The 24,696-nt window shown below is 63.5% G+C and carries 29 protein-coding genes; 14 read left to right on the top strand and 15 right to left on the bottom strand.

From position 1 onward, the window contains the following. Positions 1-109: 109 nt before the first annotated feature. Both AC0L2U_RS10910 and hemC read right to left on the bottom strand, forming a co-directional pair. Entirely contained in the window at positions 110-826 is a 717-nt protein-coding gene (locus AC0L2U_RS10910; protein ID WP_128289994.1) for a uroporphyrinogen-III synthase, read from the bottom strand. 1 nt (position 827) lies between these two features. Further along, complete coding sequence (hemC, locus tag AC0L2U_RS10905; protein WP_128289995.1) at positions 828-1,754, bottom strand: hydroxymethylbilane synthase; 927 nt, start codon at positions 1,752-1,754, stop codon at positions 828-830. Between the two features lie 101 nt (positions 1,755-1,855). On the opposite strand from hemC, the gene tsaD reads away from it, so the two are divergent. Genes tsaD through AC0L2U_RS10875 form a run of 6 tightly spaced genes read left to right on the top strand, consistent with a single transcriptional unit; the run spans position 1,856 to position 5,873 of the window. Further along, positions 1,856-2,941 (top strand): tRNA (adenosine(37)-N6)-threonylcarbamoyltransferase complex transferase subunit TsaD, encoded by a 1,086-nt coding sequence (gene tsaD, locus AC0L2U_RS10900; RefSeq protein ID WP_473601975.1) that lies wholly within the window; start codon positions 1,856-1,858, stop codon positions 2,939-2,941. Further along, positions 2,938-3,960, top strand: coding sequence for an NAD(P)H-dependent glycerol-3-phosphate dehydrogenase (locus AC0L2U_RS10895; RefSeq protein ID WP_128364513.1), 1,023 nt, complete (start codon positions 2,938-2,940; stop codon positions 3,958-3,960). The genes tsaD and AC0L2U_RS10895 overlap by 4 nt, the downstream gene beginning before the upstream one ends. A gap of 33 nt (positions 3,961-3,993) precedes the next feature. Continuing rightward, positions 3,994-4,290 carry a YciI-like protein gene (locus AC0L2U_RS10890; RefSeq protein WP_127808728.1) on the top strand — a complete coding sequence of 99 codons (297 nt, stop codon included), beginning with the start codon at positions 3,994-3,996 and terminating at the stop codon, positions 4,288-4,290. Positions 4,291-4,327: 37 nt separating this feature from the next. Next, positions 4,328-4,753 carry an EVE domain-containing protein gene (locus AC0L2U_RS10885; RefSeq protein WP_023811233.1) on the top strand — a complete coding sequence of 142 codons (426 nt, stop codon included), beginning with the start codon at positions 4,328-4,330 and terminating at the stop codon, positions 4,751-4,753. After that, the gene (locus tag AC0L2U_RS10880) at positions 4,708-5,406 is read left to right on the top strand and encodes a class I SAM-dependent methyltransferase (RefSeq protein ID WP_352750689.1); all 699 of its coding nucleotides are present in this window, start codon (positions 4,708-4,710) and stop codon (positions 5,404-5,406) included. Before AC0L2U_RS10885 ends, AC0L2U_RS10880 begins: the two co-directional genes overlap by 46 nt. A gap of 50 nt (positions 5,407-5,456) precedes the next feature. Further along, positions 5,457-5,873: a DUF1761 domain-containing protein gene (locus tag AC0L2U_RS10875; protein ID WP_473601894.1), complete on the top strand. Its 417-nt coding sequence runs from the start codon at positions 5,457-5,459 to the stop codon at positions 5,871-5,873. Between the two features lie 144 nt (positions 5,874-6,017). Here AC0L2U_RS10875 and gcvA read toward each other — a convergent pair whose 3' ends face one another. Continuing rightward, entirely contained in the window at positions 6,018-6,953 is a 936-nt protein-coding gene (gcvA, locus tag AC0L2U_RS10870) for a transcriptional regulator GcvA (protein ID WP_127269718.1), read from the bottom strand. A gap of 130 nt (positions 6,954-7,083) precedes the next feature. Here gcvA and AC0L2U_RS10865 point away from each other — a divergent pair, with 130 nt between their 5' ends. Next, positions 7,084-7,350: a hypothetical protein gene (locus tag AC0L2U_RS10865; RefSeq protein WP_127396138.1), complete on the top strand. Its 267-nt coding sequence runs from the start codon at positions 7,084-7,086 to the stop codon at positions 7,348-7,350. A 126-nt stretch (positions 7,351-7,476) separates the two neighbouring features. Here AC0L2U_RS10865 and AC0L2U_RS10860 read toward each other — a convergent pair whose 3' ends face one another. Then, positions 7,477-8,013 carry a L,D-transpeptidase family protein gene (locus tag AC0L2U_RS10860; protein ID WP_174800339.1) on the bottom strand — a complete coding sequence of 179 codons (537 nt, stop codon included), beginning with the start codon at positions 8,011-8,013 and terminating at the stop codon, positions 7,477-7,479. 144 nt (positions 8,014-8,157) lie between these two features. On the opposite strand from AC0L2U_RS10860, the gene AC0L2U_RS10855 reads away from it, so the two are divergent. The 4 genes from AC0L2U_RS10855 (at position 8,158) to AC0L2U_RS10840 (ending at position 11,657) form a co-directional block, all read left to right on the top strand. Further along, positions 8,158-8,841 (top strand): response regulator transcription factor, encoded by a 684-nt coding sequence (locus AC0L2U_RS10855; protein ID WP_013528898.1) that lies wholly within the window; start codon positions 8,158-8,160, stop codon positions 8,839-8,841. A 120-nt stretch (positions 8,842-8,961) separates the two neighbouring features. Beyond that, the gene (locus AC0L2U_RS10850) at positions 8,962-9,417 is read left to right on the top strand and encodes a cyclic nucleotide-binding domain-containing protein (RefSeq protein WP_023811239.1); all 456 of its coding nucleotides are present in this window, start codon (positions 8,962-8,964) and stop codon (positions 9,415-9,417) included. 255 nt (positions 9,418-9,672) lie between these two features. Beyond that, entirely contained in the window at positions 9,673-10,740 is a 1,068-nt protein-coding gene (locus AC0L2U_RS10845) for a glycosyltransferase family 9 protein (protein WP_473601893.1), read from the top strand. A gap of 242 nt (positions 10,741-10,982) precedes the next feature. Beyond that, positions 10,983-11,657, top strand: a complete 675-nt coding sequence (locus AC0L2U_RS10840) for a hypothetical protein (RefSeq protein WP_127808724.1) — start codon at positions 10,983-10,985, stop codon at positions 11,655-11,657. Positions 11,658-11,685: 28 nt separating this feature from the next. On the opposite strand, the gene AC0L2U_RS10835 is transcribed toward AC0L2U_RS10840, so the two are convergent. The 3 genes from AC0L2U_RS10835 to AC0L2U_RS10825 form a co-directional block, all read right to left on the bottom strand. Then, positions 11,686-12,492: an exodeoxyribonuclease III gene (locus AC0L2U_RS10835; RefSeq protein WP_127396140.1), complete on the bottom strand. Its 807-nt coding sequence runs from the start codon at positions 12,490-12,492 to the stop codon at positions 11,686-11,688. 170 nt (positions 12,493-12,662) lie between these two features. Further along, complete coding sequence (locus tag AC0L2U_RS10830) at positions 12,663-13,346, bottom strand: outer-membrane lipoprotein carrier protein LolA (RefSeq protein ID WP_127267333.1); 684 nt, start codon at positions 13,344-13,346, stop codon at positions 12,663-12,665. 151 nt (positions 13,347-13,497) lie between these two features. Continuing rightward, positions 13,498-16,167 (bottom strand): DNA translocase FtsK, encoded by a 2,670-nt coding sequence (locus tag AC0L2U_RS10825; protein WP_127808723.1) that lies wholly within the window; start codon positions 16,165-16,167, stop codon positions 13,498-13,500. A 204-nt stretch (positions 16,168-16,371) separates the two neighbouring features. On the opposite strand from AC0L2U_RS10825, the gene AC0L2U_RS10820 reads away from it, so the two are divergent. Then, entirely contained in the window at positions 16,372-16,743 is a 372-nt protein-coding gene (locus tag AC0L2U_RS10820) for a hypothetical protein (RefSeq protein ID WP_127319580.1), read from the top strand. Positions 16,744-16,831: 88 nt separating this feature from the next. Here AC0L2U_RS10820 and AC0L2U_RS10815 read toward each other — a convergent pair whose 3' ends face one another. The 4 genes from AC0L2U_RS10815 to tesB form a co-directional block, all read right to left on the bottom strand. Continuing rightward, the gene (locus AC0L2U_RS10815; RefSeq protein WP_127267328.1) at positions 16,832-17,107 is read right to left on the bottom strand and encodes a hypothetical protein; all 276 of its coding nucleotides are present in this window, start codon (positions 17,105-17,107) and stop codon (positions 16,832-16,834) included. A 254-nt stretch (positions 17,108-17,361) separates the two neighbouring features. Beyond that, the gene (locus tag AC0L2U_RS10810; protein WP_127267327.1) at positions 17,362-18,783 is read right to left on the bottom strand and encodes an ammonium transporter; all 1,422 of its coding nucleotides are present in this window, start codon (positions 18,781-18,783) and stop codon (positions 17,362-17,364) included. Positions 18,784-18,814: 31 nt separating this feature from the next. Beyond that, positions 18,815-19,153 carry a P-II family nitrogen regulator gene (locus AC0L2U_RS10805; protein ID WP_127397384.1) on the bottom strand — a complete coding sequence of 113 codons (339 nt, stop codon included), beginning with the start codon at positions 19,151-19,153 and terminating at the stop codon, positions 18,815-18,817. 217 nt (positions 19,154-19,370) lie between these two features. Further along, a complete protein-coding gene (tesB, locus tag AC0L2U_RS10800) occupies positions 19,371-20,246 on the bottom strand; it encodes an acyl-CoA thioesterase II (protein WP_127397385.1) in 876 nt (291 codons plus the stop codon). A 98-nt stretch (positions 20,247-20,344) separates the two neighbouring features. Here tesB and AC0L2U_RS10795 point away from each other — a divergent pair, with 98 nt between their 5' ends. Next, a complete protein-coding gene (locus tag AC0L2U_RS10795; RefSeq protein ID WP_189367505.1) occupies positions 20,345-21,622 on the top strand; it encodes a ubiquinone biosynthesis hydroxylase in 1,278 nt (425 codons plus the stop codon). Positions 21,623-21,859: 237 nt separating this feature from the next. On the opposite strand, the gene AC0L2U_RS10790 is transcribed toward AC0L2U_RS10795, so the two are convergent. The 3 genes from AC0L2U_RS10790 to AC0L2U_RS10780 all read right to left on the bottom strand — a co-directional run bounded on the left by AC0L2U_RS10790 (position 21,860) and on the right by AC0L2U_RS10780 (position 23,215). Continuing rightward, complete coding sequence (locus AC0L2U_RS10790) at positions 21,860-22,387, bottom strand: hypothetical protein (protein WP_127382880.1); 528 nt, start codon at positions 22,385-22,387, stop codon at positions 21,860-21,862. A 139-nt stretch (positions 22,388-22,526) separates the two neighbouring features. Further along, complete coding sequence (locus AC0L2U_RS10785; protein WP_473601892.1) at positions 22,527-22,883, bottom strand: YciI family protein; 357 nt, start codon at positions 22,881-22,883, stop codon at positions 22,527-22,529. Then, the gene (locus AC0L2U_RS10780) at positions 22,880-23,215 is read right to left on the bottom strand and encodes a hypothetical protein (RefSeq protein WP_292696576.1); all 336 of its coding nucleotides are present in this window, start codon (positions 23,213-23,215) and stop codon (positions 22,880-22,882) included. The genes AC0L2U_RS10785 and AC0L2U_RS10780 overlap by 4 nt, the downstream gene beginning before the upstream one ends. Positions 23,216-23,339: 124 nt before the next feature. On the opposite strand from AC0L2U_RS10780, the gene AC0L2U_RS10775 reads away from it, so the two are divergent. Next, the gene (locus tag AC0L2U_RS10775) at positions 23,340-23,765 is read left to right on the top strand and encodes an OsmC family protein (protein ID WP_127322672.1); all 426 of its coding nucleotides are present in this window, start codon (positions 23,340-23,342) and stop codon (positions 23,763-23,765) included. 51 nt (positions 23,766-23,816) lie between these two features. Here the strand turns inward: AC0L2U_RS10775 and AC0L2U_RS10770 are convergent, their stop codons facing one another. Continuing rightward, positions 23,817-24,446 carry a YceH family protein gene (locus AC0L2U_RS10770; protein ID WP_127270053.1) on the bottom strand — a complete coding sequence of 210 codons (630 nt, stop codon included), beginning with the start codon at positions 24,444-24,446 and terminating at the stop codon, positions 23,817-23,819. Positions 24,447-24,696 lie beyond the last annotated feature (250 nt).

Raw genomic sequence — 24,696 nt, 5'->3', positions numbered from 1 at the left:
CCTGGGCTCCGCACAATTCGCTTCGTCTCAACGCCTAGCGGCGCATGATGGTTCAGAAAGGGTCTAGCACATCACCAAGCGGTGAAAAGGGGCGGTGTGATGACGCGGCTCAGCGCGGCGCCTGCAAAAGCGCCAGCAGCACATCCTCGTCGGGCTGCGCGGCAATGCGGATCCTTTCGCTGGCGACACCGTCGAAGGCTGCCGCGATGCGAGTGGAAAGCGCAAAAACCCATGTTTTTTCGAAGAGACCGCGCAGAGCGGGCCGTCTTGCCAAGGTCTGCATCGCCGCCGCCGCCTTGGCTGAATAGAGCAACACCGCGTCGGCAGGTTGCCCCGACAGGCGTTCGAGGATGACTTCGTCCGAATACCCCACTGCCAGCGTGTCATAGGTCTCGACGGCGTGGACCCGAACGCCCGCCGTCCCGAGCCTCTGTTCGAACGCCGGAAAACGCACGCGCCCGCAGAGGTAGACAATCGTCTTTCCAGAAAAATCGACGGCGAGACTGTCGGCCAGCGCCTCCGCATCGCCCGGGCCTTCACTGACCGACAAAAACCCCGCTCGAAGCGCCGCTTGCGCCGTCCTTTTGCCGACCGCATGACAAGGCAAGGCGGCGAGCGTCGCGATGATTTCTTCCGGCGCATGACGCATGGCATTGGCGCTGGTGACGGCCACCGCGACGGCATCGTCCGGGATCAGTCCGGCGGCGGCAGGCAACGCCTTTGTTTCGGTCAGGGGCAAAAGAACCGGCTGAAAACCTGCCTCCTCAAGCCGATGCGCTGTGCGCGAGGCACCCGGTTCCGGCCTGGTCACCAGGACGCGAAGCATTTCAGAGCCAGCCGTCGAAGAACTTTTCGCCGGCCTTGGCGCGCACACTCCGGGCCGCTTCACCGCCGATGCGGGCGGCGTCTTGCGCCGGCCCCTGCAGCTCGACCGTGTGCGACTGCGTGCCGTCGGGCGAGATGATCAGCCCGGCAAAAGACAGTTTTCCGGCCTCGATCGCCGCATAGCCGGCGATCGGTGTGCGGCAGGAGCCATCGAGCGCCGCCAGGAAGGCACGCTCGCAGGCCAGCGCCTGGCCGGTCGGTACATCATGGACGGCTGCCAGCATTTTTTCGACATCGCGGTCGCCGATACGGGTTTCGATACCGATCGCACCTTGCCCCGGCGCCGGCGGGAAGACATCGAGCGGTATCAGATCGGTGACGACATGCTCGAGCCCAAGCCGCTTCAGCCCGGCATAGGCCAGGATCGTGCCCGCGGCCACGCCTTCTTCAAGCTTGCGCAGCCGCGTCTGCACATTGCCGCGGAACATCACCACGTCGAGATCCGGCCGCATCCGGCGGATCAGCGCTTGCCGCCGCAGCGACGACGACCCCACTTTCGCCCCGCGCGGCAGTTCGGCGATCGTCTTCGCCGCCTTGCCGACAAAGGCGTCGCGTGCATCCTCGCGCGGCAGGAAGGCCGAGAGTTCGAGACCGTCCGGCAGTTGCGTCGGCATGTCCTTCGACGAATGCACGGCGATGTCGATCCGGCCCGCCAGCAGCGCCTCCTCGATCTCCTTGGTGAACAGGCCCTTGCCGCCGGCTTCCGACAGCGGCCGGTCCTGGATGCGGTCGCCGCTGGTCGCGATGACGACCACCTCGAACGCCTCCGCCGGCATGCCATGCGCGGCCATCAGCCGCGCCTGTGCTTCATGCGCCTGTGCCAGCGCCAGCGGGCTGCCGCGTGTTCCGATTCTCAAGATTGTTTGCATGGCGCGCAGTCCGTGATAACCCCCCGGCAAGCGAGGCTTTTCCGGGGTTCTCCTAACGGGGAAAGCCCCATGATACAATCTTTAGGGACAGCGACGAATTGATCCGCGTGCTGGGCATAGAGACGAGTTGTGACGAGACCGCCGCCAGCGTGGTGGCCATCGACGGCTACGCCGCGCCAAAAATCCTGTCCAACATCGTGCTCAGCCAGATCGAGGAGCATGCCGCTTTCGGCGGTGTCGTGCCGGAAATCGCCGCGCGTGCCCATGTCGAGGCGCTGGACGGCATCATCGAGGCGGCGCTTGCCGATTCGGGCACGGCGCTCGCCGATATCGACGCGATTGCCGCCACCGCCGGCCCCGGCCTGGTCGGCGGGCTGATCGTCGGGCTGATGACCGCCAAGGCGATCGCCGCTGCGGCGAACAAGCCGCTGATCGCCATCAACCACCTCGAAGGCCATGCGCTGACCGCAAGGCTGACCGACGGGCTCGACTTTCCCTATCTCTTGCTGCTGGTCTCCGGCGGCCATACGCAAATCGTCGCCGTGCGGGGCGTCGGCGACTACCAGCGCTGGGCCACTACCATCGACGACGCGCTCGGCGAAGCCTTCGACAAGACGGCCAAGATGCTTGGCCTGCCCTATCCCGGCGGGCCGAATGTCGAGAAAGCGGCACAGGCCGGCAATGCCTCGCGCTTTGCCTTTCCGCGACCGATGAAGGGCTCGGCCCAGCCCGACTTCTCCTTCTCCGGCCTCAAGACCGCCGTGCGCCAGGCGGCGAGCGCCATTGCGCCGCTGAGCGACCAGGACGTCGCCGACATCTGCGCCTCGTTCCAGGCAGCGGTGGCCGATGCGCTGGCCGACCGCGTTTCCCGCGCGCTAACGCGCTTTCACGAGACATTTCCCGGCACGAAAAACCCGGCCCTCGTCGTTGCCGGTGGTGTCGCCGCCAACCGCACGATCAAGATCATGCTGGAGCGGCTCTGTGCCGAGATCGGCTTCACCTTCATTGCACCACCGCTGAAGCTCTGCACCGACAATGCGGCGATGATCGCCTGGGCCGGTGTCGAGCGGCTGCGCGCCGGCATGGCGCATGAGAACGGCTTCGATTTCGTGCCGCGCTCGCGCTGGCCGCTGGATAGCATCTCGGCGCCGATGGTCGGCTCCGGCCGGCGCGGAGCCAAGGCATGAACGAGCGGGCAATGAGCGGCAACGACACCGCGCCAACCGGCTGGCGCGTTGCCGTGCTCGGCGGCGGGGCCTGGGGCACTGCCTTGGCCTTGGCCATGCTGCGCGCCGGGCATTTCGTCCGCCTTTACGCGCGCGACCCGGAGACCGTCGCCGCGATCGACCGCGGCGAAAATCCACGCTACCTGCCGGGCATCACGCTCCAGCCCGGCATCGTGGCGACGAGCAACATCCAGGCCGCGCTCGACGGTGCCGACTGCGTGCTGGCGGTGACGCCGGCCCAGTCGCTGCGGACTACGCTGGCGGCAGCGAAGGACCATATGCCGGCCGGTGTCCCGCTGGTTCTGTGTGCCAAGGGCATCGAAAGCGAGACCGGCGCCTTGCTGTCGGCGATCGTCGAAGAAATCCTGCCGCTAAATCCCGTTGCCGCTCTGTCGGGTCCGAGCTTCGCCACCGACGTCGCCCGCGGCCTGCCGACGGCCGTTGTGGTCGCTGCCCGCGACGAGGCATTGGCCGCCGATCTCGCCGCCCGCTTTTCCGCCGAAAACCTGCGCTGCTATTCGAACGACGACCTGATCGGCGTCGAGATCGGCGGCGCCTTGAAGAACGTCTTCGCCATTGCGGCGGGTGCCGTCACTGGCGCGGGTCTCGGTGCCAGCGCCCAGGCCGCCATGGTGACGCGCGGCTTTGTCGAGCTGCGCCGCATCGGCGCTGCCTTCGGCGCCAGGCCCGAAACGCTGATGGGGCTTTCCGGCCTTGGCGACCTGCTGCTGACCTGCTCGTCCACCCAGTCGCGCAATTTCGCCTATGGCCTGGCGCTCGGCCAAGGCAAGCCGCTTGCCGGATTGCCGCTCGCCGAAGGCGTGCCGACGGCGGCGATCGCTGCCCGCATCGCCACCGAGCGCAACATCGACGCGCCGATCATTGCCGCCGTCGCCGCCATACTGGAGGGTGCCATCACCGTCCGGCAGGCTGTGACGGCCTTGATGACCCGGCCGCTGAAGACCGAAACCAACGATTGATCCCCACGACTTTGAACGATCAGGAGAATAAAGATGCTGTTTGCTGTGATTTGCAAGGACAAGCCCGGAAGCCTGCAGGTGCGCCTCGACACGCGGCCCGAGCATATCGCCTTTCTCGAAGGGTTGAACGGCGACAAGAAGCTGGCCTTCGCCGGTCCGTTTCTTGACACCGAAGGCAAGCCCAATGGCAGCCTCGTGGTCGTCGAAGCGTCCGACCTGGCTGGCGCCCAGGCTCTTTCGGCGGCCGACCCCTACGCCAAGGCCGGGCTGTTCGAAAGCGTCGAAATCCGCCCGTGGAACTGGACGTTCAACAAGCCGGCGGCTAGTTAATCCCGGTCGCCCGCGCGACGCCTAGGAGGAGAAAGACATGAACTACTGGCTGTTCAAATCCGAGCCATTCAAGTTCTCCTTCGAGATGCTGAAGGCCAAGGGCAAGGCCGGCACGCAATGGGACGGCGTGCGCAACTACGCCGCGCGCAACAACATGAAGGCGATGCAGATCGGCGATCTCGGCTTCTTCTACCATTCCAACGAGGGGCTGAACGTCGTCGGTATCGCTGAAGTCTGCGCGCTTGCCCATCCCGACACCACGTCGGACGATCCGCGCTGGGAATGCGTCGACATCCGCGCCGTAAGGGATGTGCCGAACCCGCCGACGCTGGAACAGGTCAAGGCCAATCCGAAGCTTGCCGACATGGCGCTGGTGCGGCTCGGCCGGCTTTCCGTGCAGCCGGTGACGCCGGCCGAATGGAAGGAAGTCTGCCGCATGGGCGGCTTGACGCCGGCTCCGTGACGGCGCTGACGCCCAACAGCGCGAGGCAATTCATTCTCGACAACACGGCGCTGATGGCGCCGCCGCACGTCCCGGAGATCCTGCTTCATCTTGCCGACGAAGCGCATGATTTGTGGCAGCGGACCGAGGATGAGCTGGTCGAGATCGGCCTGCCGCCGCCTTTCTGGGCCTTTGCCTGGGCCGGCGGCCAGGGCCTTGCCCGCTATGTCCTGGACAATCCCGGCACGGTGCGGGGCAAGCGTGTGCTCGACTTCGCTTCCGGCTCCGGTCTTGTCGCCATCGCCGCCGCCAAGGCAGGTGCCGCCAAGGTGATCGCAACCGACATCGATCCGTTCTGTGCCACCGCGATCCGGCTCAACAGCGAGATCAACGGTGTCGGGACCGAATTCCTCGGCACGGATTGCATCGGCACCGATGCAGGTTGGGACGTGGTCCTGGCCGGTGATGTTTTCTACGACAAATCTTTCGCGGACCGGCTGATGCCATGGTTCGCAACGCTGAAGGCGCGCGGCGCCGAAATCCTCGTCGGCGATCCCGGACGGTCGTATCTGCCGAAGGCAGGGCTGGAGCCGCTTTCTGTGTATGAAGTGGCCGTCACGCGGGCGCTGGAGGATGCGCTGGTCAAGCGCACGACGGTCTGGCGGTTCGCTTGACGCGATCGCCGAACAGGCGTTCCATCACATACAGATCAGAGGGGGAGCTCATGGAATTTTCAGCAGTGAACTGGCTGGCGGTGGTCGCTGCCGCGATCGCCGCGTGGCTGTTCGGCGCCGCTTGGTACATGGGCCTGAGCAAGGCGTGGCTGAAGGCCGCCAAGCTCGATCCGGCGACGATGAAGAAATCGCCGCTGCCCTTTGTCATCAGCTTCATCGCCGAACTGGTCATGGCCACCATATTGGCCCTGGTCGTCGGCGCGATGACCGGCGGCGAGCCGACATGGATCGCCGGACTAGTCTTCGGCTTCGTGCTCTGGCTGGGTTTCGTCGCCACGACGCTCTCGGTCAACCATCGCTACGAGAATTTCGGCTGGGACCTGACCCTCATCGACGGCGGCCACTGGCTCGGCGTGCTGCTGATCATCGGCGCCGTGATCGGCTGGTTCGGCGCGGCGGCAAGCTGAATCAAAGGCAGTAGGGCAGTAGGGCAGTAAGGCAGTAGGGGAATAGGGGGCAGACGGCACCGACTGCTATCCCTACTGCCCTACTGCCCTACTGCCCTACTGCCCTACTGCCCTACTGCCCTACTGCCCTACTGCCCTACTGTCCTACTGCCCTTTGTCCGTGGTCCGCGTCTTGGCGACTTCCTCGAGCATCCATTCGCGAAAGGCGACGATGCGTGGATCGTCGGCGGTATTTTCGGGATAGACCAGGAAGTAGGCGAACTCGGGCGCCACCCGCAGGCCGAGTTCGAAAGGCTGCACCAGCCTGCCCTGGGAAAGGTCGTTCGCCACCATGGCGAAATCGGCGAGCGCAACGGCATTGCCGTCGAGCGCTGCCTGGACGGCATCCGTGGAGTTTCCGAACACGACGGTCCGGCTGTCGTCGAAATCAGTGATGCCGGCCGCCGCCATCCACATCCGCCAGTTCGGCCATGTCACGCCTTGCCGTGACCATTCGATATGCGCAAGCGTGTGGTTGAAGAGGTCGCGCGGCTCACGCAGCGGCGGACCGGACGTCAAGAGGCTCGGGCTGCACACCGGAATGAGGATGTTGTCGAACAGCCGGTGGGTGCGAAGACCCGGATATTTGCCGGCGCCGAAACGGATGCCGACATCGATGTCATCGAGTTCGAAATCCCGCACTTCATAGGCAATGTCGAATCGCAATTCGATATCGGGGTGATGCTTGCGAAAATCGTCGACGCGTCGCATCAGCCATTTTGACGCGAACTGCGCGTCGAGCGTTACCTTCAAAAGGGCGGTGCCGCGCGCCAGCTTTTGCGCCCGCGAAACGGCCCGGCCAAGCAGGTCGAGCGCGTCGGCCGAGGCGTCGAACAGCACCGTTCCCGCCTCGGTGAGCCGGATCGTGCGGCTGGTGCGTGTGAACAGCACCAGCCCGAGTTGATCCTCGATTTCCTTGATCTGATGGCTGACGGCGGCCGGCGTCAAGCCTAGCTCATCGGCCGCACGGGTGAAATTGAGGTGCCGGGCCGCTGCTTCCAGTGTCCTCAAGGCACGAGTCCCGGGTAGAAGACGAGCCATCCTATCCTCAAATAAAACTTGATGATCCAGAGAAAACTACTCGTTTCTCGCAGAGATTTCAATCTGGCATCATCCATCCATCGAAAGATCATCAAGCCGGATTTGATATCCGGGGAGAACGGAGCACACCATGTCCATCATCGTTTTGAATTCATCGACACCTCGCCCGGCCTGGCTGGGCGAAACTCTCGACTGGCTGCGTCACGCCCGGGCCGCGATACGCCTCGCCGGCCGCGACATTGCCTACCAGAACGTCGAGGATCTCTCCGATCGCCAACTGCGCGATATCGGCGGCGAGCGCCGTGACGTCGCTCGCGCAATGGACAGGGAGCTTGGCCGGCTGGGCCTGCTAGACATGGGCTGGCAGAGACCGCGAAGGTCAGGGAATAGGCAGTAGGAAATAGGCAGTAGAGGAAAATTTAAGTCAGCGCCGACAGGTAGCCTACTGCCTACTGCCTACTGCCTACTGCCTACTGCCTACTGCCTACTGCCTACTGCCTACTGCCTACTGCCTACTCCCCTACTATCTTACCACCCTCACCACCGTCCGGTCCGACAGCAGCGGCAGCAGCCGCGCCATGGTTTGCGCCGTGACAGCCACACAGCCTTGCGTCGGCGTGAAGCCGGGGCGCGCCAGATGGAAGAAGATGGCGCTGCCGCGCCCGCGCCGGCGCGGCGACAGGTTCCAGTCGAGCACAAGACAGGCATCGTAGAGCCGGTCGTCGCGCCGCATGCGTTCGTGGCTGGCGCCATAGGGTATCTTGACCGGCCTGTTGTAGTTGCGGTCGTCGGGCACTTCGCACCAGCCCAGATCGGGCCCGATCGGCGTCATCGCCAGACGGGTCCTGCGGCCGCTGGAGAACTGATCTCCCCGGAAATACCCCGACAGGATCCGCATCGCGGCCAGCGGCGTGGCGCCATCGCCTTCGCGCTTGCCGGCCGAGATGCCACCGCGCCCCAACGCACAGGCAAACACCGTTTTCCCGGCCTGCAACAGGCCCTGGCTTGGATGCCCAGGCCTCGCCCGCACGGTCAGCACACGCAGCCCTTTTCGCAAAATTGCGCCGGCTGCATTGCGATCATGTTTTTTCTTGTATGATCGTGCCACGGAACAAATCACTGTGAACGGCTGTTGCGCCGGTCAGCTTCCGCATAAACAGGCAGCGGTCAACTGAATTTTCTTTTCAAAACAACGGATTGATCCATGACTTCACGCACCATACTGATCGTCGACGATGATGATGACCTGCGCGGCACACTGGTCGAGCAATTATCCCTTTACGAGGAATTCGACGTGCTGCAGGAATCGACTGCGGCAAAAGGTGTCGCCGCAGCGCGCGGCGGCCTCATCGATCTGCTCATCATGGACGTCGGACTGCCCGACATGGATGGCCGCGAAGCGGTGAAGATCCTGCGCAAGGGCGGCTACAAGGCGCCCATCATCATGCTGACCGGCCACGACACCGATTCGGATACGATTCTTGGTCTCGAAGCCGGCGCCAACGACTATGTGACGAAGCCGTTCCGCTTTGCCGTGCTGCTGGCGCGCATTCGGGCGCAGCTGCGCCAGCATGAGCAGAGCGAGGACGCCACCTTCTCGGTCGGGCCTTATACTTTCAAGCCCAGCCAGAAACTGCTGCTCGACCCGCGCGGCGGCAAGGTGCGGCTGACGGAGAAGGAAGCCTCGATCATCAAATATCTTTATCGCGCCGACCAGAAGGTGGTGACGCGCGACGTGCTGCTCGAGGAAGTATGGGGCTACAATTCCGGTGTCACCACGCACACGCTGGAAACCCATGTCTATCGGCTGCGCCAGAAGATCGAGCGCGATCCTTCCAATGCGGAAATTCTTGTGACAGAAAGCGGCGGCTACAAGCTGGTTCCTTAAACATTTCATTATCCAATGAGCGGTCGGGCGGGGCCGCTTTCGGGTACGATCCAGTTGGAGGGTGGTTTGGATCGAACTCGCAGAGGAGGAGTCGGACTGTCGGTTCGGGGACATAGCTAGATGGCGCTGGATGACGACATCCGCGTCCTGTCCGCCGTGAGGCTCTTCGAGGGCTTCACGCAGGAACAATTGCGCCTGCTCGCCTTTGGCGCCGAGAACACCAGGCTGATTGCCAACCACAAGCTTTATCGCGAGGACGACGAGGCCGATTCCGCCTATATCGTCGTCAGTGGGCGCATCGTGCTCTACCGGGAGCAGGGTGGTGAACGCATCCCGATTGGCACGGCAGGCCCCGGCACGATCCTCAGCGAACTGGCGTTGATCGCCGACACCAACCGGTTGACCAGCGCCTCGGCCGAGATCGATTCGGAAGTGATGCGTCTCAGCCGCAAGATGTTCCGCCGCATCCTGGAGGAATATCCCGAGATCGCGGTCAAGCTCCACCAGCGCATCTCGGAGGAATTTCAGGCGATGATCCGCCGCATCGAGGAACTGGCGCCGCGCTTCTCCGGCTGAAGGCTGCCCGCCTGCGAAGCTGTTGTTTCGCGGCCAAAGGCGGAAGCGCGGCAGCGCTTTTCAACGACATTGGCCGCGATGAACTGATCGTGGCGCACTGCGGCCGGAGCGGGAATCGCTAATGGCTCGTTCATTCGGACGCCCGGATCCAGGGGCAAGGGTCCGTTGACAGGCATGAGGTGAAATCCTAAAGCACCTCGAAGGCGGCCGGCACAGCAGGCGCCATCACCACCAGGCTCCTGGGGGGAGCGAGCCATGCCGTCAGGGCGGTACGAGACGATTATCTTGTATTCCCGCAATGACGCGTTCGGCGACGGATTGATCCGGATTCCGGCTTTGCGCGCCGCCAGAACGGCATTCCCCGATAGTTTCATCGTCTACGGAACCACCCGGTCGTCGTCCCTTGAACATAGCCTCAATCGCCATGTCGGCCATTTGGTCGATGCGATCAATGTGCGGACGCCGCTGGCGCGCCTGGTCGCCGATCACCGCAAGGGCAAGGGGCGATTGGCCGTTGTCGATTTCCGCATCTCGGCGCGTTGGCTGCTTCAAACCTCGGCATCACTGCTCGGCCGCGGCATCGCCTATGAGGCAAACTTTCCGGCTTTCGCCCTTTCCTGGCGTCTGGGCCAAAGGCCTGAAGCACGACCCGGGCACAATGCCTGGCGCTACCACCGCCTCATCGAACGCCTTGCCGGCAAGCGGCTGCCTTTCGATCATCGGCTGGAGCCTGGCCCGGCCGCGCGAGCGGCGGCCAGGAGCCTTGCGGACGGCAAGCAGGCTCCGTTGATCGTTATCGCTGCGCACGGCAGCGCCAGCAAGCGCATGTCGGCGGATCAGGTTGCCGCGATCGCCGACAGCCTGATCGCCGACGGGGCGAACCTTCTCTATGTGAAAACCCCAGGCGATGGTCCCGATATGGCTGAACTGGCTCAGCGCGTGCCGAAGCTGCGGCTTGTCGATTCCGCCGCGATCGAAGGTGTCGATATCGGTGACATCTTGCTGGCGCTCGGCGAGTTTGCCGATCTTTACATCGGCGCCGAAGGCGGTACCGCACATCTCATGGCAACCGTGATGACGCCGATGGTTATCCTCAGTGGCGGCGCCAACATGGCCCGTTGGAGGCCGCTTTCGAACTGCGTGGACGTGATCGAATCCCGTCTTGCAAGTCCAACCGGTCTGGTCGCCAATGTGCCTGCGCCGACAATCATCGAAGCGGCGCAACGCATGCTGGCGACGCGCCGCCGCGACCATCCCCATCTGCCGGATCTTGCTGGCCTGTCAGCCCAGCAAATCGCGACAACGACATGCATGAAGACTTAAAGCGCGCCGTTTTAACTTGAATTCATTTGGTCGCGCTTCGAAGCGCGTTGAGATTCAGGTCGGCCATTTGCAGGCCAGCCTCACCTGAACATCGACGCCATGGTACAATGGGTTCGGTGGGGCGAAGCGCTGCAACCCTGGTGACCACCGGCACATGCAGGCGGAGTTCTCGGCGGCAGATCTGGCGGCTGTCGCATTTTGGTTCCAATGGAGTTCCTCTCAGTCCTCAATGAGAATAGCAAATGCCAGAGAACAACGCGCTGAACACCAAGCATGGCGGCGAATGGACGATAGCCTGGCGCTTGGTCATACTGGCGGCGACGGCGATTAACGTCGCGATGCTCTTAGCCGCTCTGTTCGTTGCGCAGATTCGTGGTCTGGACGCTTGGATCTTTTATCGAGATCCATCTGCGGTCGCCGAAGTCGGCTTCTATACAGGGTGGATTTCGTCCCTGGGTGCTTCACTGTGGATCGGCTCCGGCGCGGTGACCCTGTTTGCTGGCCTGCTCGCGCATCGATGGGATTGCACGTTTCTCGGCGGCCTTACCCTGTTCCTGGGGCTCGATGACCTGTTGTTGATCCATGAGGACGTGCTCCCCATGGTTGCGATACCAGAGATCGTTGCGATGATTGTCTACGCCGCCGCCGGGCTGTTCTGGTTTTTTCGGCTGCGACGGAAGACATTCGACGGCACGATCGTCTTTGTGGCCGCAGGTTTCCTGCTCGCGCTGTCGGCATCCATCGACCAACTCGGAGATCTGTTTCCCACCCCTGGTTCTGCGGCCGCCATCGCCGAAGACGTCGTCAAAGAGCTTGGCATCTTCCTTTGGGCGGCAGGTGCCGTTGGGTACGCGGCGATGGTGACACGATTGGGCCGTCCGTGGGTGGATCCAGCCGACTCCACCTCTGCCGACTGACTGCCGCACGCGGGCATTTTCGACCAGACTAGTCCAGATCGAACCGCGCGATGACAGGCACATGGTCCGACGGGCGCTCCCAGCCGCGCGCCGGACGCAGGATCTCGTAGCCGGAAAAGCTGGGCACCAGGTTCGGCGACGACCAGACGTGGTCGAGACGACGGCCGCGATTGGACAGCTCCCAATCCTGCGCGCGATAGCTCCACCAGGTGTAGAGCTTCTGCTCATGCGGCACGTTGAGCCGCATCAGGTCGACCCAGTCGCCGGCGCGGCGCATCGCCTCGAAATTTTCCGTCTCGATTGGCGTGTGGCTGACCACGTTGAGCAATTGCTTGTGCGACCAGACGTCATGTTCGAGCGGGGCGATGTTGAGGTCGCCGACCAGCACCGAGCCGGACACCTCGTCATGTTCTGCCCGGATGGCATTCATCTCGGCGACGAAGTCGAGCTTGTGCTTGAACTTCCTGTTGATGACAGGATCCGGTTCGTCGCCGCCCGCCGGAACGTAGAAATTGTGGAGCAGGATCGCCTTGCCGCCGGCCCGCACCGTCACCGAGAGGTGCCGGCTATCCTCGATTTCGCAAAAGCGTCGCTTTTCGACCAATTCGATCGGCCGCCGAGCCACGGTTGCTACGCCGTGGTAGCCCTTCTGGCCATGGAAGGCGATGTGCTCGTAGCCGAGCTTGCGGAAAGCCTTTTCGGGGAACAGCTCGTCGGGAACCTTGGTTTCCTGCAGGCACAGCACGTCGGGCGCATGCTCGACGAGCAGGCGCTCGACGATCGGCATGCGCAGGCGAACGGAGTTGATGTTCCAGGTGGCGATGGAAAAGGGCATTGGCAATCCAGGACAGCGTGCGACCGGCCAGAACCGATGGGCCCCGGCGGGGAAGACGCCTTTCGGCGGAGTCAGTCCGGGAAACTGCCAGCCGCAAGCCGCAAAGACAAGCCGGACCACGCCCGCTGAGGCGTGACCCGGCGCTTTCCACAGCTATTGGTGCGATTGGCCTAGCGCGCCTTGTTGGTGTTGAGCTCGCGGTTCGCCGTGTAGTCGATGGCGAAAGTATCCGGCGCGAAGCTGACGCCTTCCTTGGTGTTGAAGATCATCACCGTCGTGTCCTTGCCCTGCGCGTCGGTGATCGTCCACTGCCGCAAGTCGAAGGTTTTCGGATCGAACATCATGGTGATCTTCGAATTGCCGAACACCGATTTATCGGCGAGCTGGATGGTGGTGAGGTCATCCTCCTGCTTGACGCTTTTGACGCGGTCGCCGGAGAGATCGATCCTGTTGTCGAGCAGCAGCTTCAAGGGTGTCTTCGACAGCGGATAGAGATCGGACGTGTTGAGCCTCTTATTCAGGATGACCACCGACTGGCCGTCTGAAATCACCCGGAAGTTTGAAGAGCCGTCGTAGTTGAAGCGGATCTTGCCTGGCCGTTCGAGGAAGAACTTGCCGCCGGTCTGCTCGCCCTTGGGGCCGAACTGCACGAATTCGCCGCTCATCGATTTGACCGAGGAAAAGTGGTCGGCGATCTTCTGCGCAGCGGTCGGCACAGCCGCCTGCGCCGAAGCCAGCACCTGGAAGCCGGGCACCGCGTTGAAGGCTGCCGCCCCCGCAAACGCCAGGCCGAGGCCCAGCAACTGACGCCGGGATGGAGCAAATGTGCTGAGCGCTGAAAGATCGTTTTTCATGTCCGTCACTCTCATCTGATTCCTGAGTTGTTCTGTGCTTGGACCCCCAGTTAGGCTGAAATTTGGCGGGTCAGACGTCCCTTGGTCGCTTCAACGCCTTGAAAGGTTCAAGGTTGCCGGACCGGGATGTCACAAGGGTCGGCCTTTCTGGTCAGAACTTGTCCTCTTCGGTCGGCACCAGGATCTCGCGCTTGCCGGCATGGTTGGCCGGGCCGACGATACCTTCCTTTTCCATCTTCTCGATGATCGAGGCGGCGCGGTTATAGCCGATGCCCAGCCGGCGCTGGATATAGCTGGTCGAGGCCTTGCCATCGCGCAGCACCACGGAGACCGCCTGATCGTAGGGATCGTCGGAATCCTCGAAATTGCTGTTGCCGCCACCGGACCCACCCTTGCCCGACGGCTCGTCGTCGTCCTCGCCATCATCCTCGGTGATGGCGTCGAGATATTCCGGCACGCCCTGCAGCTTCAGATGCGCGACGATCTTCTCGACCTCTTCATCGGCGACGAACGGGCCGTGCACGCGCTGGATGCGGCCGCCGCCGGCCATGTAGAGCATGTCGCCCATGCCGAGCAGCTGCTCGGCGCCCTGCTCGCCCAGAATGGTGCGGCTGTCGATCTTCGACGTCACCTGGAAGGAGATGCGGGTCGGGAAATTGGCTTTGATGGTGCCGGTGATGACGTCGACCGACGGCCGCTGCGTTGCCATGATGACATGGATGCCGGCGGCGCGCGCCATCTGCGCCAGGCGCTGCACGGCACCTTCGATGTCCTTGCCGGCGACCATCATCAGGTCGGCCATCTCGTCGATGATGACGACGATATAGGGCATCGGCTCGAGATCGAGGTTCTCGGTCTCGTAGATCGCCTCGCCGGTCTGGCGGTCGAAGCCGGTCTGCACGGTGCGCGAGATCTTCTCGCCCTTCTTGTCCGCCTGGCTGACGCGGGCGTTGAAGCCGTCGATGTTGCGCACGCCGACCTTGGACATCTTGCGGTAGCGGTCCTCCATCTCGCGCACGGTCCATTTCAGCGCCACCACGGCCTTCTTCGGATCGGTGACGACGGGCGTGAGCAGATGCGGGATGCCGTCATAGACCGAAAGTTCCAGCATTTTCGGATCGATCATGATCAGCCGACATTCTTCCGGCTTCAGCCGGTAGAGCAGCGACAGGATCATGGTGTTGATGGCGACCGACTTGCCCGAGCCGGTGGTGCCGGCGACCAGCACGTGCGGCATCTTGGCGATGTCGACGATGACCGCCTCGCCATTGATGGTCTTGCCCAGCGCCAGCGCCAGCTTGGCCTTCGTCGTCTCGAAGTCACGGCTGGCCAGAATCTCTCTGAGATAGACGGTTTCGCGCTTGGCGTTCGGCAGTTCGATGCCGATGGCGTTGCGGCCGGGCACCACGGCGACGCGGCAGGCGATGGCGCTCATCGAGCGCGCAATGTCGTCGGACAGGCCGATGACGCGTGACGATTTGATGCCGGGCGCCGGTTCGAGCTCATAGAGTGTGACCACCGGACCGGGACGGACGGCGATGATCTCGCCCTTGACGCCGAAGTCCTCCAGCACGCCTTCGAGCAGGCGGGCGTTCTGTTCCAGCGCGTCCTTGGACAGGCTGGCGTCGCGCACCACGTTCTTCGGCTCGGAGAGGAAGTGGAGCGACGGCATTTCGAATTTTTCCGAGCCGATCAGCGATGTCTGCGCCTCGCGCTGGACGCGGGCGCCGGGCACGGGGCGCGCCGCCGGCGCCTCGACGCGGGTGGCTGCGTCGGAGCGGAACGGCTGCACCCTGGCGGTCGGCGCGCCGCGGCGTTGCACGACAGGTTCATCGTCGAAATCGGCATCCTCGCCCGCATTGTCGAAGCGGTCGTCGAAGATGTCGGCATCGTCGGGGTCGAGCGAGGCGCTGCGGTCATTGACCATGGCGGCGAAGAATTCGGGCTCGACGCGGGCGCGGCCATCCTGGCTCATCCGCTGCTCGGCAAACTCCGCCGATTCGACCCGTTCGGCGGCGCGCCGCCAGGCTGTGGAGCGCTGCTCCATCTCCGGCTCGTACTCGTCCCGCTCCTGCCTGCGGCGCAAGGCACGGCGGTGCATCCACGCGCGCAGCGACAGCCACCAATGGGTGATGGCGCCGAGCGCCAGGATACCCTCGTCGCCTTCGTCCTCGTCATTGTCGAACAAAAGGTCGTCCTCGCGCGGATCGGCGGCGGGCTCGTCCTCCATCACGGCGAAGCCGTTCTTGCGACCGATCAGCGCCGAACCATGGGCAAAGAGCCACAGCGCGGGTGCGGCCAGCAGGATGGCGATGATGCTGGCGATCAGCCCGGTCGGATAGCCGCCGATGACGACGCCGGGGATCTTCAGCACCATGTCGCCAAACACACCGCCGAGGCCGGTGGGCAGCGGCCAGGTCTTGGGCGGCACAACGCAGCCGACCATCGCAGCGGCCAGCAGCGCGAAGCCGAACCAGGACAGCCCGCGCTTGGGCAGCCTGTCGACGCCGCGCGCGGAAAACAGCAGGAAGCCCCAGATGACCGTCGGAACCAGGGCCGCGACGGCGGCGAGGCCGAAGAACTGCATGGCCAGGTCGGAGAACACGGCACCCGCATAGCCCATGGCATTGGTGACGGTGTTGTTCGTCGCGTGGGAAAAACTCGGATCGGCGACATTCCAGGTGGCAAGGCTGGCAACGCCAAAGGCGGCCAGCGCGAACAGGCCGACGCCGACCAGCCGCCCGACCTGACGCCGCGCGAACGCCTGGATGCCGTGCCCCGTATCGGCCAGCGCAAGCGGTGCTGAAGCCCCTGAACGCATGCTCTTCCCCGTCTGTCATGGACTTGCCGGGTGCGTGGCGCATTCCGGCAGATTCGGGCCTCAGACTATCGGTGGGAAGGTTAAGGGCGCATTAACTATAAGAGGTTGAGATGATCAAGCCTCGTTACCACTGGTTGAGCCGTTTGCTGCTCGAAGAATGGCGCCGAGTGTCGGCGAAGGGGGGTCGCCAATTTGGGTAAAGGCATGCAACCCGTCTTCCTTCGCGTGGCGGCACTGGCCTGGGCAGGGCTCAGTTTGCTGCTCGCTTTGCACTGGTTCGTCGAACTCGGCATGGTGGGCTTCCCGGACGGCTATGTGACGCCCTTCGCCAGAGCGACCGGTCCGCTGCTGCACATCCTCGCCACAGCCTGCCTCGGACAAGGCCTGTATTTTCTGTTCAGAGGTCTTTTCGGCAAGGGATTTGCAGTGCGAGGCCTCGGCCTGCGGGTTTTGATCGCCGCGGTCCTGACAGTGGCGCCTGTGCTGATCGTCAGGAATTGCCCGCATTCCCGGACATGCAGCAGCGCGTATGAAGCGCTGACGAACACCATGATGGACGACGGCGCCGGCGGATAGAGCTGCCGCCTGCCGAAACAATGGCGGACTGCCGGGCCCGCCATTGGTCGTTTGGAACAAAGATCGGGCCTCGGCCCGACCGGACAAATCAGTTGGCGCCGCCGAGCGCCTGCACATTGGCGCAGAATTCCGCATACGGCTTGCTCATCGCCGCATCCTGGCATTCCTTCTTCATCGCTTCCTGCTTTTCCATCGGCATGGCCATGAAAGCGGTCTTGAAATCCGCCATCGGCTTCATGGTCTTCATGCCGGAATCCGTGAAGAACGGCGCCATGTTGTCGGGCTCATCCAGAGCGCCGGCAAATGCAAAGCCGCTGACCATGGAAAGAGCGAGCGCTCCAAGGCAGATATTCTTGAGGTTCATGAAATGGTTTCCTTCCCTGTTGTTTGGCACGAGCGTCAGAACGACGATCGTCCCCCCAGTTCGGAACCAGAGCGGTCGTTGTTTCCTCAAAAAACCTGATCACATGAACGTGATTGCGCCAAGACGGGCATTGCCGGAATGACTTGCCAAAAAAAGAGGCCCGGATGCGATCCGGGCCTCAATGCGTGAACTCCTTTCGGGAGCATCACGACGGGATAGGAATTGCGGGGCGGCCAATGCCGTCCCGCACGGGCTTACGAGTGGTAGGCCGCTTCGCCATGCGAGGTGAGGTCGAGGCCTTCGCGCTCTGCGTCGGCTGTCGGACGCAGGCCGATGATCAGGTCGACGATCTTGTAGAGGATGGCGCTGCCGATACCCGACCACAGCAGGGTCACCAGGACACCCTTGGCCTGCGCCAGGAGCTGGGTGGCCGTGCCGGCATAGCCGGCAGCAAAGTCGGCCGTCGAATAGTCGACAATGCCGGCGCCACCGAGGGCAGGATTGACCAGGATGCCTGTGCCGAGCGCGCCGATGATGCCGCCGATGCAGTGGACGCCGAAGACATCAAGGCTGTCGTCGTAGTCGAACGTGTTCTTCACCACCGAGACGAAGAAGTAGCAGACGAAGGTGGCGACGATGCCGAGCACGATGGCGCCCATCGGGCCGGCAAAGCCGGCAGCGGGCGTGACGGCGACGAGGCCGGTCACCGCACCCGAAACAGCACCAAGCATGGAGGCTTTGCCGCGCAGCAGCGATTCAAGCACGATCCAGGTGACCGCCGCCGCCGCCGTGGCGACGAAGGTATTGATCATGGCCAGCACCGCATAGGCGTTCGCTTCAAGATTCGAACCGGCGTTGAAGCCAAACCAGCCGACCCACAGCAGCGAAGCACCGACCATGGTCAGCGTCATCGAGTGCGGCGCCATGAGATCCTTCTTGTAGCCGCTGCGCTTGCCGATCATGAGCGCGCCGACGAGGCCGGCAATGCCCGCATTGATGTGAACGACCGTGCCGCCGGCGAAGTCGATGGCGCCGAAGCTGAAGATGAGGCCCGTCGGATCGCTATAAGCGCTCGGGCCGCCCCAGAACCAGACCATATGAGCGATCGGGAAGTAGATGAAAGTGACCCACAGGATGACGAAAAGGATCAAAGCGGAGAATTTGACGCGTTCGGCGAAGGCGCCGACGATCAGAGCCGGCGTGATGCAGGCGAAGGTCATCTGGAAGACGACGAACACCAGTTCAGGAATGGCGACACCCTTGGTAAAGGTTTCCGACAGGGTCGTCACATCGACGCCGGAGAGAAACATCTTGGAAAGGCCGCCGACGAAGGCGTTGCCCGGGGTGAAGGCGAGGCTGTAGCCGTAGAAAACCCAGATGATCATGACCACGCTGGTGATGGTGAAGACCTGCATCAGCACTGACAGCATGTTCTTGCTGCGAACCAGGCCGCCGTAGAAAAGCGCAAGACCGGGAACCGTCATCAACAGCACCAGAACGGTGGAAACCATCATCCACGTGGTGTCGCCCTTGTCGACGGTGAAAGCTGGCGCTGCTGCGGCCGCGGCGGGAGCCGCTTCCTGCGCGAATGCGGCGACCGTGCCCAATGCTCCGAGCGCGAACGAGCCGAGCAGCGCGGAGCGCGCCGCTGACTTCAAGGTGGAAGGAATATTCATTGAACTCTCCATTGGAATACGTGATCGCCGCTCAGAGCGCGTCGGTGTCTGTTTCGCCGGTGCGGATGCGCACCGCCTGATCGATGCCGAAAACGAAGATCTTGCCGTCGCCGATCTGGCCGGTCTTGGCGGCGGCGGAGATGGCCTCGACAGCCTTGTCCACCATGTCGGAACTGACGGCGACTTCGATCTTGATCTTCGGCAGGAAGCTGACCGCGTATTCCGCCCCGCGATAGATCTCCGTATGCCCTTTCTGACGCCCGTAGCCTTTGACTTCGGTGACGGTCAGGCCCTGGATGCCGACGGCGGTAAGCGCTTCGCGTACCTCGTCGAGCTTGAACGGCTTGATGATTGCCATCACAATTTTCATAAGGTTTCACCCTTCGCTGTTGCGGTCCCCCGCGTTTGCACACCTTCACCGATCCTAAAAAGCCGGAGAGTGCCCACGAGGATTCAAGCTCCGTGCCAAGTGCCGAAGCAGGGTGTTAACCCGTTGTAAAAAAAGAGATTAGAGAGCACACCGACGCAACCTGCCCACAGCTGCAGCGATGCATCTGCCTAAAACTTAGGCAATTTTTGAAAAATGCCTACTCTGCAGGCGATCGCTTGAGCCGGATCAGCCCTTCCTGCGCAACCGAGGCGATCAGCGTGCCGTCGCGGGCAAACAGCGACCCGCGTGTAAAGCCGCGCGACCCCTGTGTCGACGGGCTGTCCTGCGTGTAGAGCATCCAGTCGTCGAGCGCATGGCTGCGATGGAACCACATGGCGTGGTCAATGCTCGCCGCCTGGATATCGCGATCGAAAATGGCGCGGCCATGCGCAAAGGTCGATGTGTCGAGCAGCGTCATGTCGGAAAGATAGGCGAGCACCGCCGCCTGGATGGCGCGGTCCGCCGGCACCGGACCTGTGGTGCGGATCCAGATATTCTGCTTCGGCTCCAGCTTTTCGCGGCTGGTGTAATGCTTCAGCATCACCGGCTTCATCTCGATCGGCCGGTCGCGCTCCCAGTAGCGTTTGATGCCATCGGGCACCGCCTCGGCGAATTTGCCCAGCAATTCGCGTTGCGACAGCAATGTGTCCGGCCCCGGAACGTCCTGCGGCATCGGCACCTGGTGCTCGAGACCGACCTCGTCCTGCTGGAACGAGGCTTCGAGCGAAAAGATCGCCTGGCCGTGCTGGACCGCCACCACGCGCCGCGTGGTGAAGGAGCCGCCGTCGCGAATACGGTCGACCTCGTAGACGATCGGCACCTTGGTGTCGCCGGGCCGCATGAAATAGCCGTGCAGCGAATGCACGTGCCGATCGGGATCCACTGTCCGCTGCGCCGCCACCAGCGCCTGGGCGATGGTCTGGCCGCCGAACACGCGCTGCCAGTCGAGCAAGGGGCTGCGACCACGATACAGATTGTGTTCCAGCTTCTCGAGGTCGAGAATGCCGAGAAGCTCGTCCATGGCTGCCGTCATATTTCGCGCCCTCGCCGCAGAAGTGTTATGGCGGTTTCCGACAGGACGGACAGGCAGTCAAGGGTGCAGGACCCGGCCGGCGCGCAGGAGCGAAGATGATGGAACGCAAGGCGGACACGAAAACCGGGCCAAACGCGAAAACAAGATCTGGGCTCGATGTCCTGGTCGCCGGCGCCGGCTATGTCGGCCTGGCCGCCGCCGTGTCGCTGAAGCAGGCGCGACCGGGTCTCGCCATCGCTCTCGTCGATGCCGCACCTGCTGGCGCCTGGCAAAGGGATGGCCGCGCCTCGGCCATTGCCGCCGCCGCCTGCCGCATGCTCGACCAGCTCGGCGTGTGGGCCGAGATCGTGCCCCAGGCGCAGGCGATCACCGAGATGATCATCACCGATTCGCGCACCGCCGATCCGGTGCGTCCGGTCTTTCTGACCTTCGACGGCGAAGTGGCGCCGGGCGAGCCCTTTGCGCATATGGTCGCCAACAGGGTGCTGAACGGCGCCTTGCGGGCCAGCGCCGAAAAGCTCGGCATCGACATCATCGAAGGCGTCGCCGTGCAGGGGTTCGAGACCAACGGCGCTGGCATCACAGTGCATCTCGCCGACGGCGCGACCCTGAAGGCCCGCCTGCTGGTCGCCGCCGACGGCGTCAACTCGAAGCTGCGCGACATGGCCGGCATCAAGACGGTGAAATGGGAATATGGCCAGTCGGGCATCGTCTGCACCGTGGCCCATGAACGCCCGCATAACGGTCGCGCCGAAGAGCATTTCCTGCCGGCCGGCCCCTTCGCCACATTGCCGCTCAAGCCCGGCGAGGACGGCACCAACCGCTCGTCGATCGTCTGGGTCGAGCGTACGCCCGATGCCGAAAAGCTGGTGGCCGGTGACGATCTCCTCTTCGAACACGAACTCGAACAGCGCTTTGGCCTGAAGCTTGGCGAAATCCGCGTTGCCGACAAGCCGCGCGCCTGGCCGCTCGGCCTGACCATTGCGCGCGCGTTCGTCGCACCCCGCATCGCGCTCGCCGGCGATGCCGCCCACGGCATCCACCCGATCGCCGGCCAGGGCCTCAATCTCGGCTTCAAGGATGTCGCGGCCCTTGCCGAGGTGATCGTCGAGGCCGACCGGCTCGGCCGGGACATCGGCGCGCTCGACGTGCTCGAGCGCTACCAGCAGTGGCGCCGCTTCGACACGGTGCAGATGGGTGTCACCACGGACGCGCTGAACCGGCTGTTTTCCAACGATATCGGCCCGCTGCGCACCGTCCGCGACATCGGCCTCGGTCTCGTCGAACGCATGCCGCGCCTGAAGGATTTTTTTATCCGGCAGGCGTCGGGACTGTCCGCCAGCACGCCGCGACTATTGAAGGGCGAGGCGATCTGATCGATTCAGCGCCCCCAACGTCGTCATCCTTGGGCGTAGCGACGCGAAGCGGAGCGAAGACCCAAGGATCCATGCCGCGACCTTGGCAGAAGAATGCAGCGGAGCAGAATTCTACACCGTGGTGACGCGTTTGAGTCGCGCATGGATCCCGGGGTCTGCGCCGCGTCGCTTCGCTCCTTGCTCCGCCCCAGGATGACGAAAGCGATGGCGTTTCCGCCAATCACCCAAGGTAGGCGCTCAGTTGACCTCGAAACCCAGCTTTTGCCGCAGCCGCAATATCCTCTGGTCGGATATCTCCAGGCGTTTCTCGCCGCCCTGGGCGGCGCGGTTGACCATCTGCAGCAGATCGTTTCGCTCGGCGACATCGAGACGTTCGCGCAGGAACGGCGCCAGCTTGTCGATGACAACGGTGGCGTCGTCGACTTGCGCCGCCGCCCATTTGGCATAGATCACCGCCTCGTCGGTCTTCTTCTTGTCGGCGATCTCGGAAATCACCGCGCGGATGACGGCCTCGCGCTGCGGCAGGATTGGCCCATCCTCGGAGACGATTGATGTGATCAGCGTAGCCGCCGCTACGACCGGATCATCGATCGCCGTCAGCGGCGACAGCGCCGCCTGCTTGCGCAGCTTCTTGCGGCGCACGGAGCCCTGTACCCGGCCAATGACATCGGCAACATCACGCGCGGCCTCGTTCATGGCCTTCATCCGGTACCACCAGAACGCCGCCGCGCCCATCACGCCAAGGATAGCAATCAGGAAAGGCATGTCGAAATCCCCAAGAACCCCGGCGACGATAGGAGAACTCTCGCCTTGCTTCAACACGCAAAAGTTGCGCACGGAACCGAAACCCGAACGCTCAGCCCGACGCCCTGGTTTTCGAAGCAGCCACAACGCTGGCAGGGCTCTATGATCCCGGTATGTCGTAGATGGCCCGGACCTCGATCGTGCCGAGTTCGGCCAGTGGAATACCAGCGGCAATGTCCAGCGCCGCTTCGAGATCTCCGGCCTCGATCATGACGAAACCAAGCAATTGCTCCTTGGTCTCGGCGAACGGCCCGTCGATAACCAGCCGCTTGCCCTGACGCCGCCGCACGGTTTTGGCCGTTTTCACCGATTGCAGCGCCTGCGCGACGATCAGCAGGCCGCTCTCCTCCAGCGCCCGGTCGTAGGCCAGCGAATCGGCGTCGAGATTGGCCGACTTTGCCGGGGTCAGCGCGTGAAGATCCTTTTCCTCACCATAAACCAGGCAGACATATTTCATTTCCAGCCCCCTTGCCGCTGTGAACCATAGGATGCGCCGACGAGGACATCGGTGTTGCCACTGACCGCCGCCGCATGATCGAGAAGGCATGCCGCGATGCCGATGACGGCAACCGCCGCCAGAAGCCGGCCAAAGCCGGATGCCGGCGGATGCAGCCAGAAGTCTTCTTCTCGTCGCCCGGCCCCGCAGCCTGCACCTTTCCACGATGCCAAAAACATATTGTCCATGTGAACCTCCATCCGGCCACAAATCCGTGGTGGCCATCCGCAGGACGGGCGAAGCAGATCAAAGTCGACATTTCTGCCCGGCATTTTTCGGAAAAATCTGGCCACGGTGCAGGCACCGTGCGGTGGTTCAAAGAGCGCAGTGGCCTTCGCGTCCGAGCGCGCTATAGTTGACCGGACGCCGGCTCGGCCTCGACAACGAACCCCAACCACGACAACCAAGGAGGAATTCATGGACCGCACCGCAAACGCCGTCTGGAAAGGCAATCTGAAAGAGGGCACGGGCACGCTCGACACCCAGAGCGGAACCTTGAAGGGCACGCCCTATTCGTTCAAGGCGCGCTTCGAGGACGAGAGCGGCAAATCCGGCACCAACCCGGAAGAACTGATCGCCGCGGCGCATGCGGGCTGCTTTGCCATGCAGTTCTCGCATTTCCTGGCCGAGAACGGCACGCCTGCCACCGAACTCGACGCCAAGGCCGTGGTGACGCTGGTTCCAGGCACCGGGATCACCGGCAGCGCCCTCACCGTGGTCGGCAAGGTGCCCGGCATCGATGCGGCGAAATTCACCGAGCTGGCCGAGAAGGCCAAGGCCGGATGCCCGGTCTCGAAGGCGCTCGGCGCCATAAACGTATCGCTTGATGCCCGGCTCGGCTGAAAGCGCTGCATCCGTGTAAGACCCGGCGCGAACGCCCAGGCGCGCGCCGGCCTATGCTCCCAGCGCGTCCAGGCGAGCGCGCAGTGCGGCGACTTCCTGCTCCAACGCCTCCAACCGCGCCTCCAGGTCGGAAGCAGGCAGGGCCGATGCACTTCGCTGCACCGAAAGGGCGGCAACGTCCACCGGGCCGCTGAGGAGATGAACGTAGCGGTCCTCGCGCTGGCCTGGTCCGCGCGGGATTTCCTGGATGAGTGGCGGCCGACGTCCGATCAGCATGTCGAGTTCGGCGCGCAGATCTTCGATCGACGGGAACCGCGCCATGCGCTCGCCGCGCGCCAGCAGTTCATGGGCCGTCTGCGGCCCGCGCAGCAACAGCAGGCCGATCAAAGCGGTCTGCGGCGTGGTCAGCGAGAAGCGCTGCGCCATCTGGTGCTCGTAGCGCTCGACGCGCGAGCCGAACATCTGCCGCACCAGCCCCTTTTGTTCAAGCAGCTTCAGCCCCCGGTGCACCTCGGTCTGCTCCAGTGCCATCACCGGCTCGCGCGCCGTCTTCTGGTTAGCGGCGGCCAGTGCCGCGTTGAGCGTCAGCGGATAGACATCCGGCGTCAGCTCTTTCTTCTCGATCAGGCAGCCGAGGATCCGGGCTTCGCTGGGAGAGAGGATGGGAAGATCGTCGCTCATTGGACTAAAATCCTTTCTGAGGCCGGCGGGACAGCGCCCCCCTCTGTCCTGCCGGACATCTCCCCCACGTGGGGGGGAGATCGCCAGCTTCGCCGAGCGCGCGTCATCCTTCAACCTTTGAGATTGGCTAAAGCCGCGATGACAGCCAATCTCCCCCCACGTGGGGGAGATGTCCGGCAGGACAGAGGGGGGCCGCTACGGATCGCTACATCCGAGGTTTGCAGCAAATCCGCTCCGCCTAGACCCGTCT

This window comes from Mesorhizobium sp. WSM4808, from assembly GCF_055811675.1.
This window is presented reverse-complemented; position numbering and strand designations above follow the sequence as displayed.

What these genes read in the sequence shown, in the direction of transcription:
- AC0L2U_RS10865 (WP_127396138.1), top strand. Translation starts at nt 7,084, where the DNA reads ATGTCCATCATCGTTTTGAATTCATCGACACCTCGCCCGGCCTGGCTG.
- AC0L2U_RS10880 (WP_352750689.1), top strand. Translation starts at nt 4,708, where the DNA reads ATGGAAGGAAGTCTGCCGCATGGGCGGCTTGACGCCGGCTCCGTGACG.
- AC0L2U_RS10855 (WP_013528898.1), top strand. Translation starts at nt 8,158, where the DNA reads ATGACTTCACGCACCATACTGATCGTCGACGATGATGATGACCTGCGC.
- AC0L2U_RS10850 (WP_023811239.1), top strand. Translation starts at nt 8,962, where the DNA reads ATGGCGCTGGATGACGACATCCGCGTCCTGTCCGCCGTGAGGCTCTTC.
- AC0L2U_RS10825 (WP_127808723.1), bottom strand. Translation starts at nt 16,167, where the DNA reads ATGCGTTCAGGGGCTTCAGCACCGCTTGCGCTGGCCGATACGGGGCAC.
- AC0L2U_RS10910 (WP_128289994.1), bottom strand. Translation starts at nt 826, where the DNA reads ATGCTTCGCGTCCTGGTGACCAGGCCGGAACCGGGTGCCTCGCGCACA.
- AC0L2U_RS10770 (WP_127270053.1), bottom strand. Translation starts at nt 24,446, where the DNA reads ATGAGCGACGATCTTCCCATCCTCTCTCCCAGCGAAGCCCGGATCCTC.
- AC0L2U_RS10895 (WP_128364513.1), top strand. Translation starts at nt 2,938, where the DNA reads ATGAACGAGCGGGCAATGAGCGGCAACGACACCGCGCCAACCGGCTGG.
- AC0L2U_RS10795 (WP_189367505.1), top strand. Translation starts at nt 20,345, where the DNA reads ATGGAACGCAAGGCGGACACGAAAACCGGGCCAAACGCGAAAACAAGA.
- tesB (WP_127397385.1), bottom strand. Translation starts at nt 20,246, where the DNA reads ATGACGGCAGCCATGGACGAGCTTCTCGGCATTCTCGACCTCGAGAAG.
- AC0L2U_RS10875 (WP_473601894.1), top strand. Translation starts at nt 5,457, where the DNA reads ATGGAATTTTCAGCAGTGAACTGGCTGGCGGTGGTCGCTGCCGCGATC.
- AC0L2U_RS10840 (WP_127808724.1), top strand. Translation starts at nt 10,983, where the DNA reads ATGCCAGAGAACAACGCGCTGAACACCAAGCATGGCGGCGAATGGACG.
- hemC (WP_128289995.1), bottom strand. Translation starts at nt 1,754, where the DNA reads ATGCAAACAATCTTGAGAATCGGAACACGCGGCAGCCCGCTGGCGCTG.
- AC0L2U_RS10830 (WP_127267333.1), bottom strand. Translation starts at nt 13,346, where the DNA reads ATGAAAAACGATCTTTCAGCGCTCAGCACATTTGCTCCATCCCGGCGT.
- AC0L2U_RS10835 (WP_127396140.1), bottom strand. Translation starts at nt 12,492, where the DNA reads ATGCCCTTTTCCATCGCCACCTGGAACATCAACTCCGTTCGCCTGCGC.
- AC0L2U_RS10885 (WP_023811233.1), top strand. Translation starts at nt 4,328, where the DNA reads ATGAACTACTGGCTGTTCAAATCCGAGCCATTCAAGTTCTCCTTCGAG.
- gcvA (WP_127269718.1), bottom strand. Translation starts at nt 6,953, where the DNA reads ATGGCTCGTCTTCTACCCGGGACTCGTGCCTTGAGGACACTGGAAGCA.
- AC0L2U_RS10820 (WP_127319580.1), top strand. Translation starts at nt 16,372, where the DNA reads ATGCAACCCGTCTTCCTTCGCGTGGCGGCACTGGCCTGGGCAGGGCTC.
- AC0L2U_RS10815 (WP_127267328.1), bottom strand. Translation starts at nt 17,107, where the DNA reads ATGAACCTCAAGAATATCTGCCTTGGAGCGCTCGCTCTTTCCATGGTC.
- AC0L2U_RS10790 (WP_127382880.1), bottom strand. Translation starts at nt 22,387, where the DNA reads ATGCCTTTCCTGATTGCTATCCTTGGCGTGATGGGCGCGGCGGCGTTC.
- AC0L2U_RS10845 (WP_473601893.1), top strand. Translation starts at nt 9,673, where the DNA reads ATGCCGTCAGGGCGGTACGAGACGATTATCTTGTATTCCCGCAATGAC.
- AC0L2U_RS10805 (WP_127397384.1), bottom strand. Translation starts at nt 19,153, where the DNA reads ATGAAAATTGTGATGGCAATCATCAAGCCGTTCAAGCTCGACGAGGTA.
- AC0L2U_RS10775 (WP_127322672.1), top strand. Translation starts at nt 23,340, where the DNA reads ATGGACCGCACCGCAAACGCCGTCTGGAAAGGCAATCTGAAAGAGGGC.
- AC0L2U_RS10810 (WP_127267327.1), bottom strand. Translation starts at nt 18,783, where the DNA reads ATGAATATTCCTTCCACCTTGAAGTCAGCGGCGCGCTCCGCGCTGCTC.
- AC0L2U_RS10785 (WP_473601892.1), bottom strand. Translation starts at nt 22,883, where the DNA reads ATGAAATATGTCTGCCTGGTTTATGGTGAGGAAAAGGATCTTCACGCG.
- AC0L2U_RS10890 (WP_127808728.1), top strand. Translation starts at nt 3,994, where the DNA reads ATGCTGTTTGCTGTGATTTGCAAGGACAAGCCCGGAAGCCTGCAGGTG.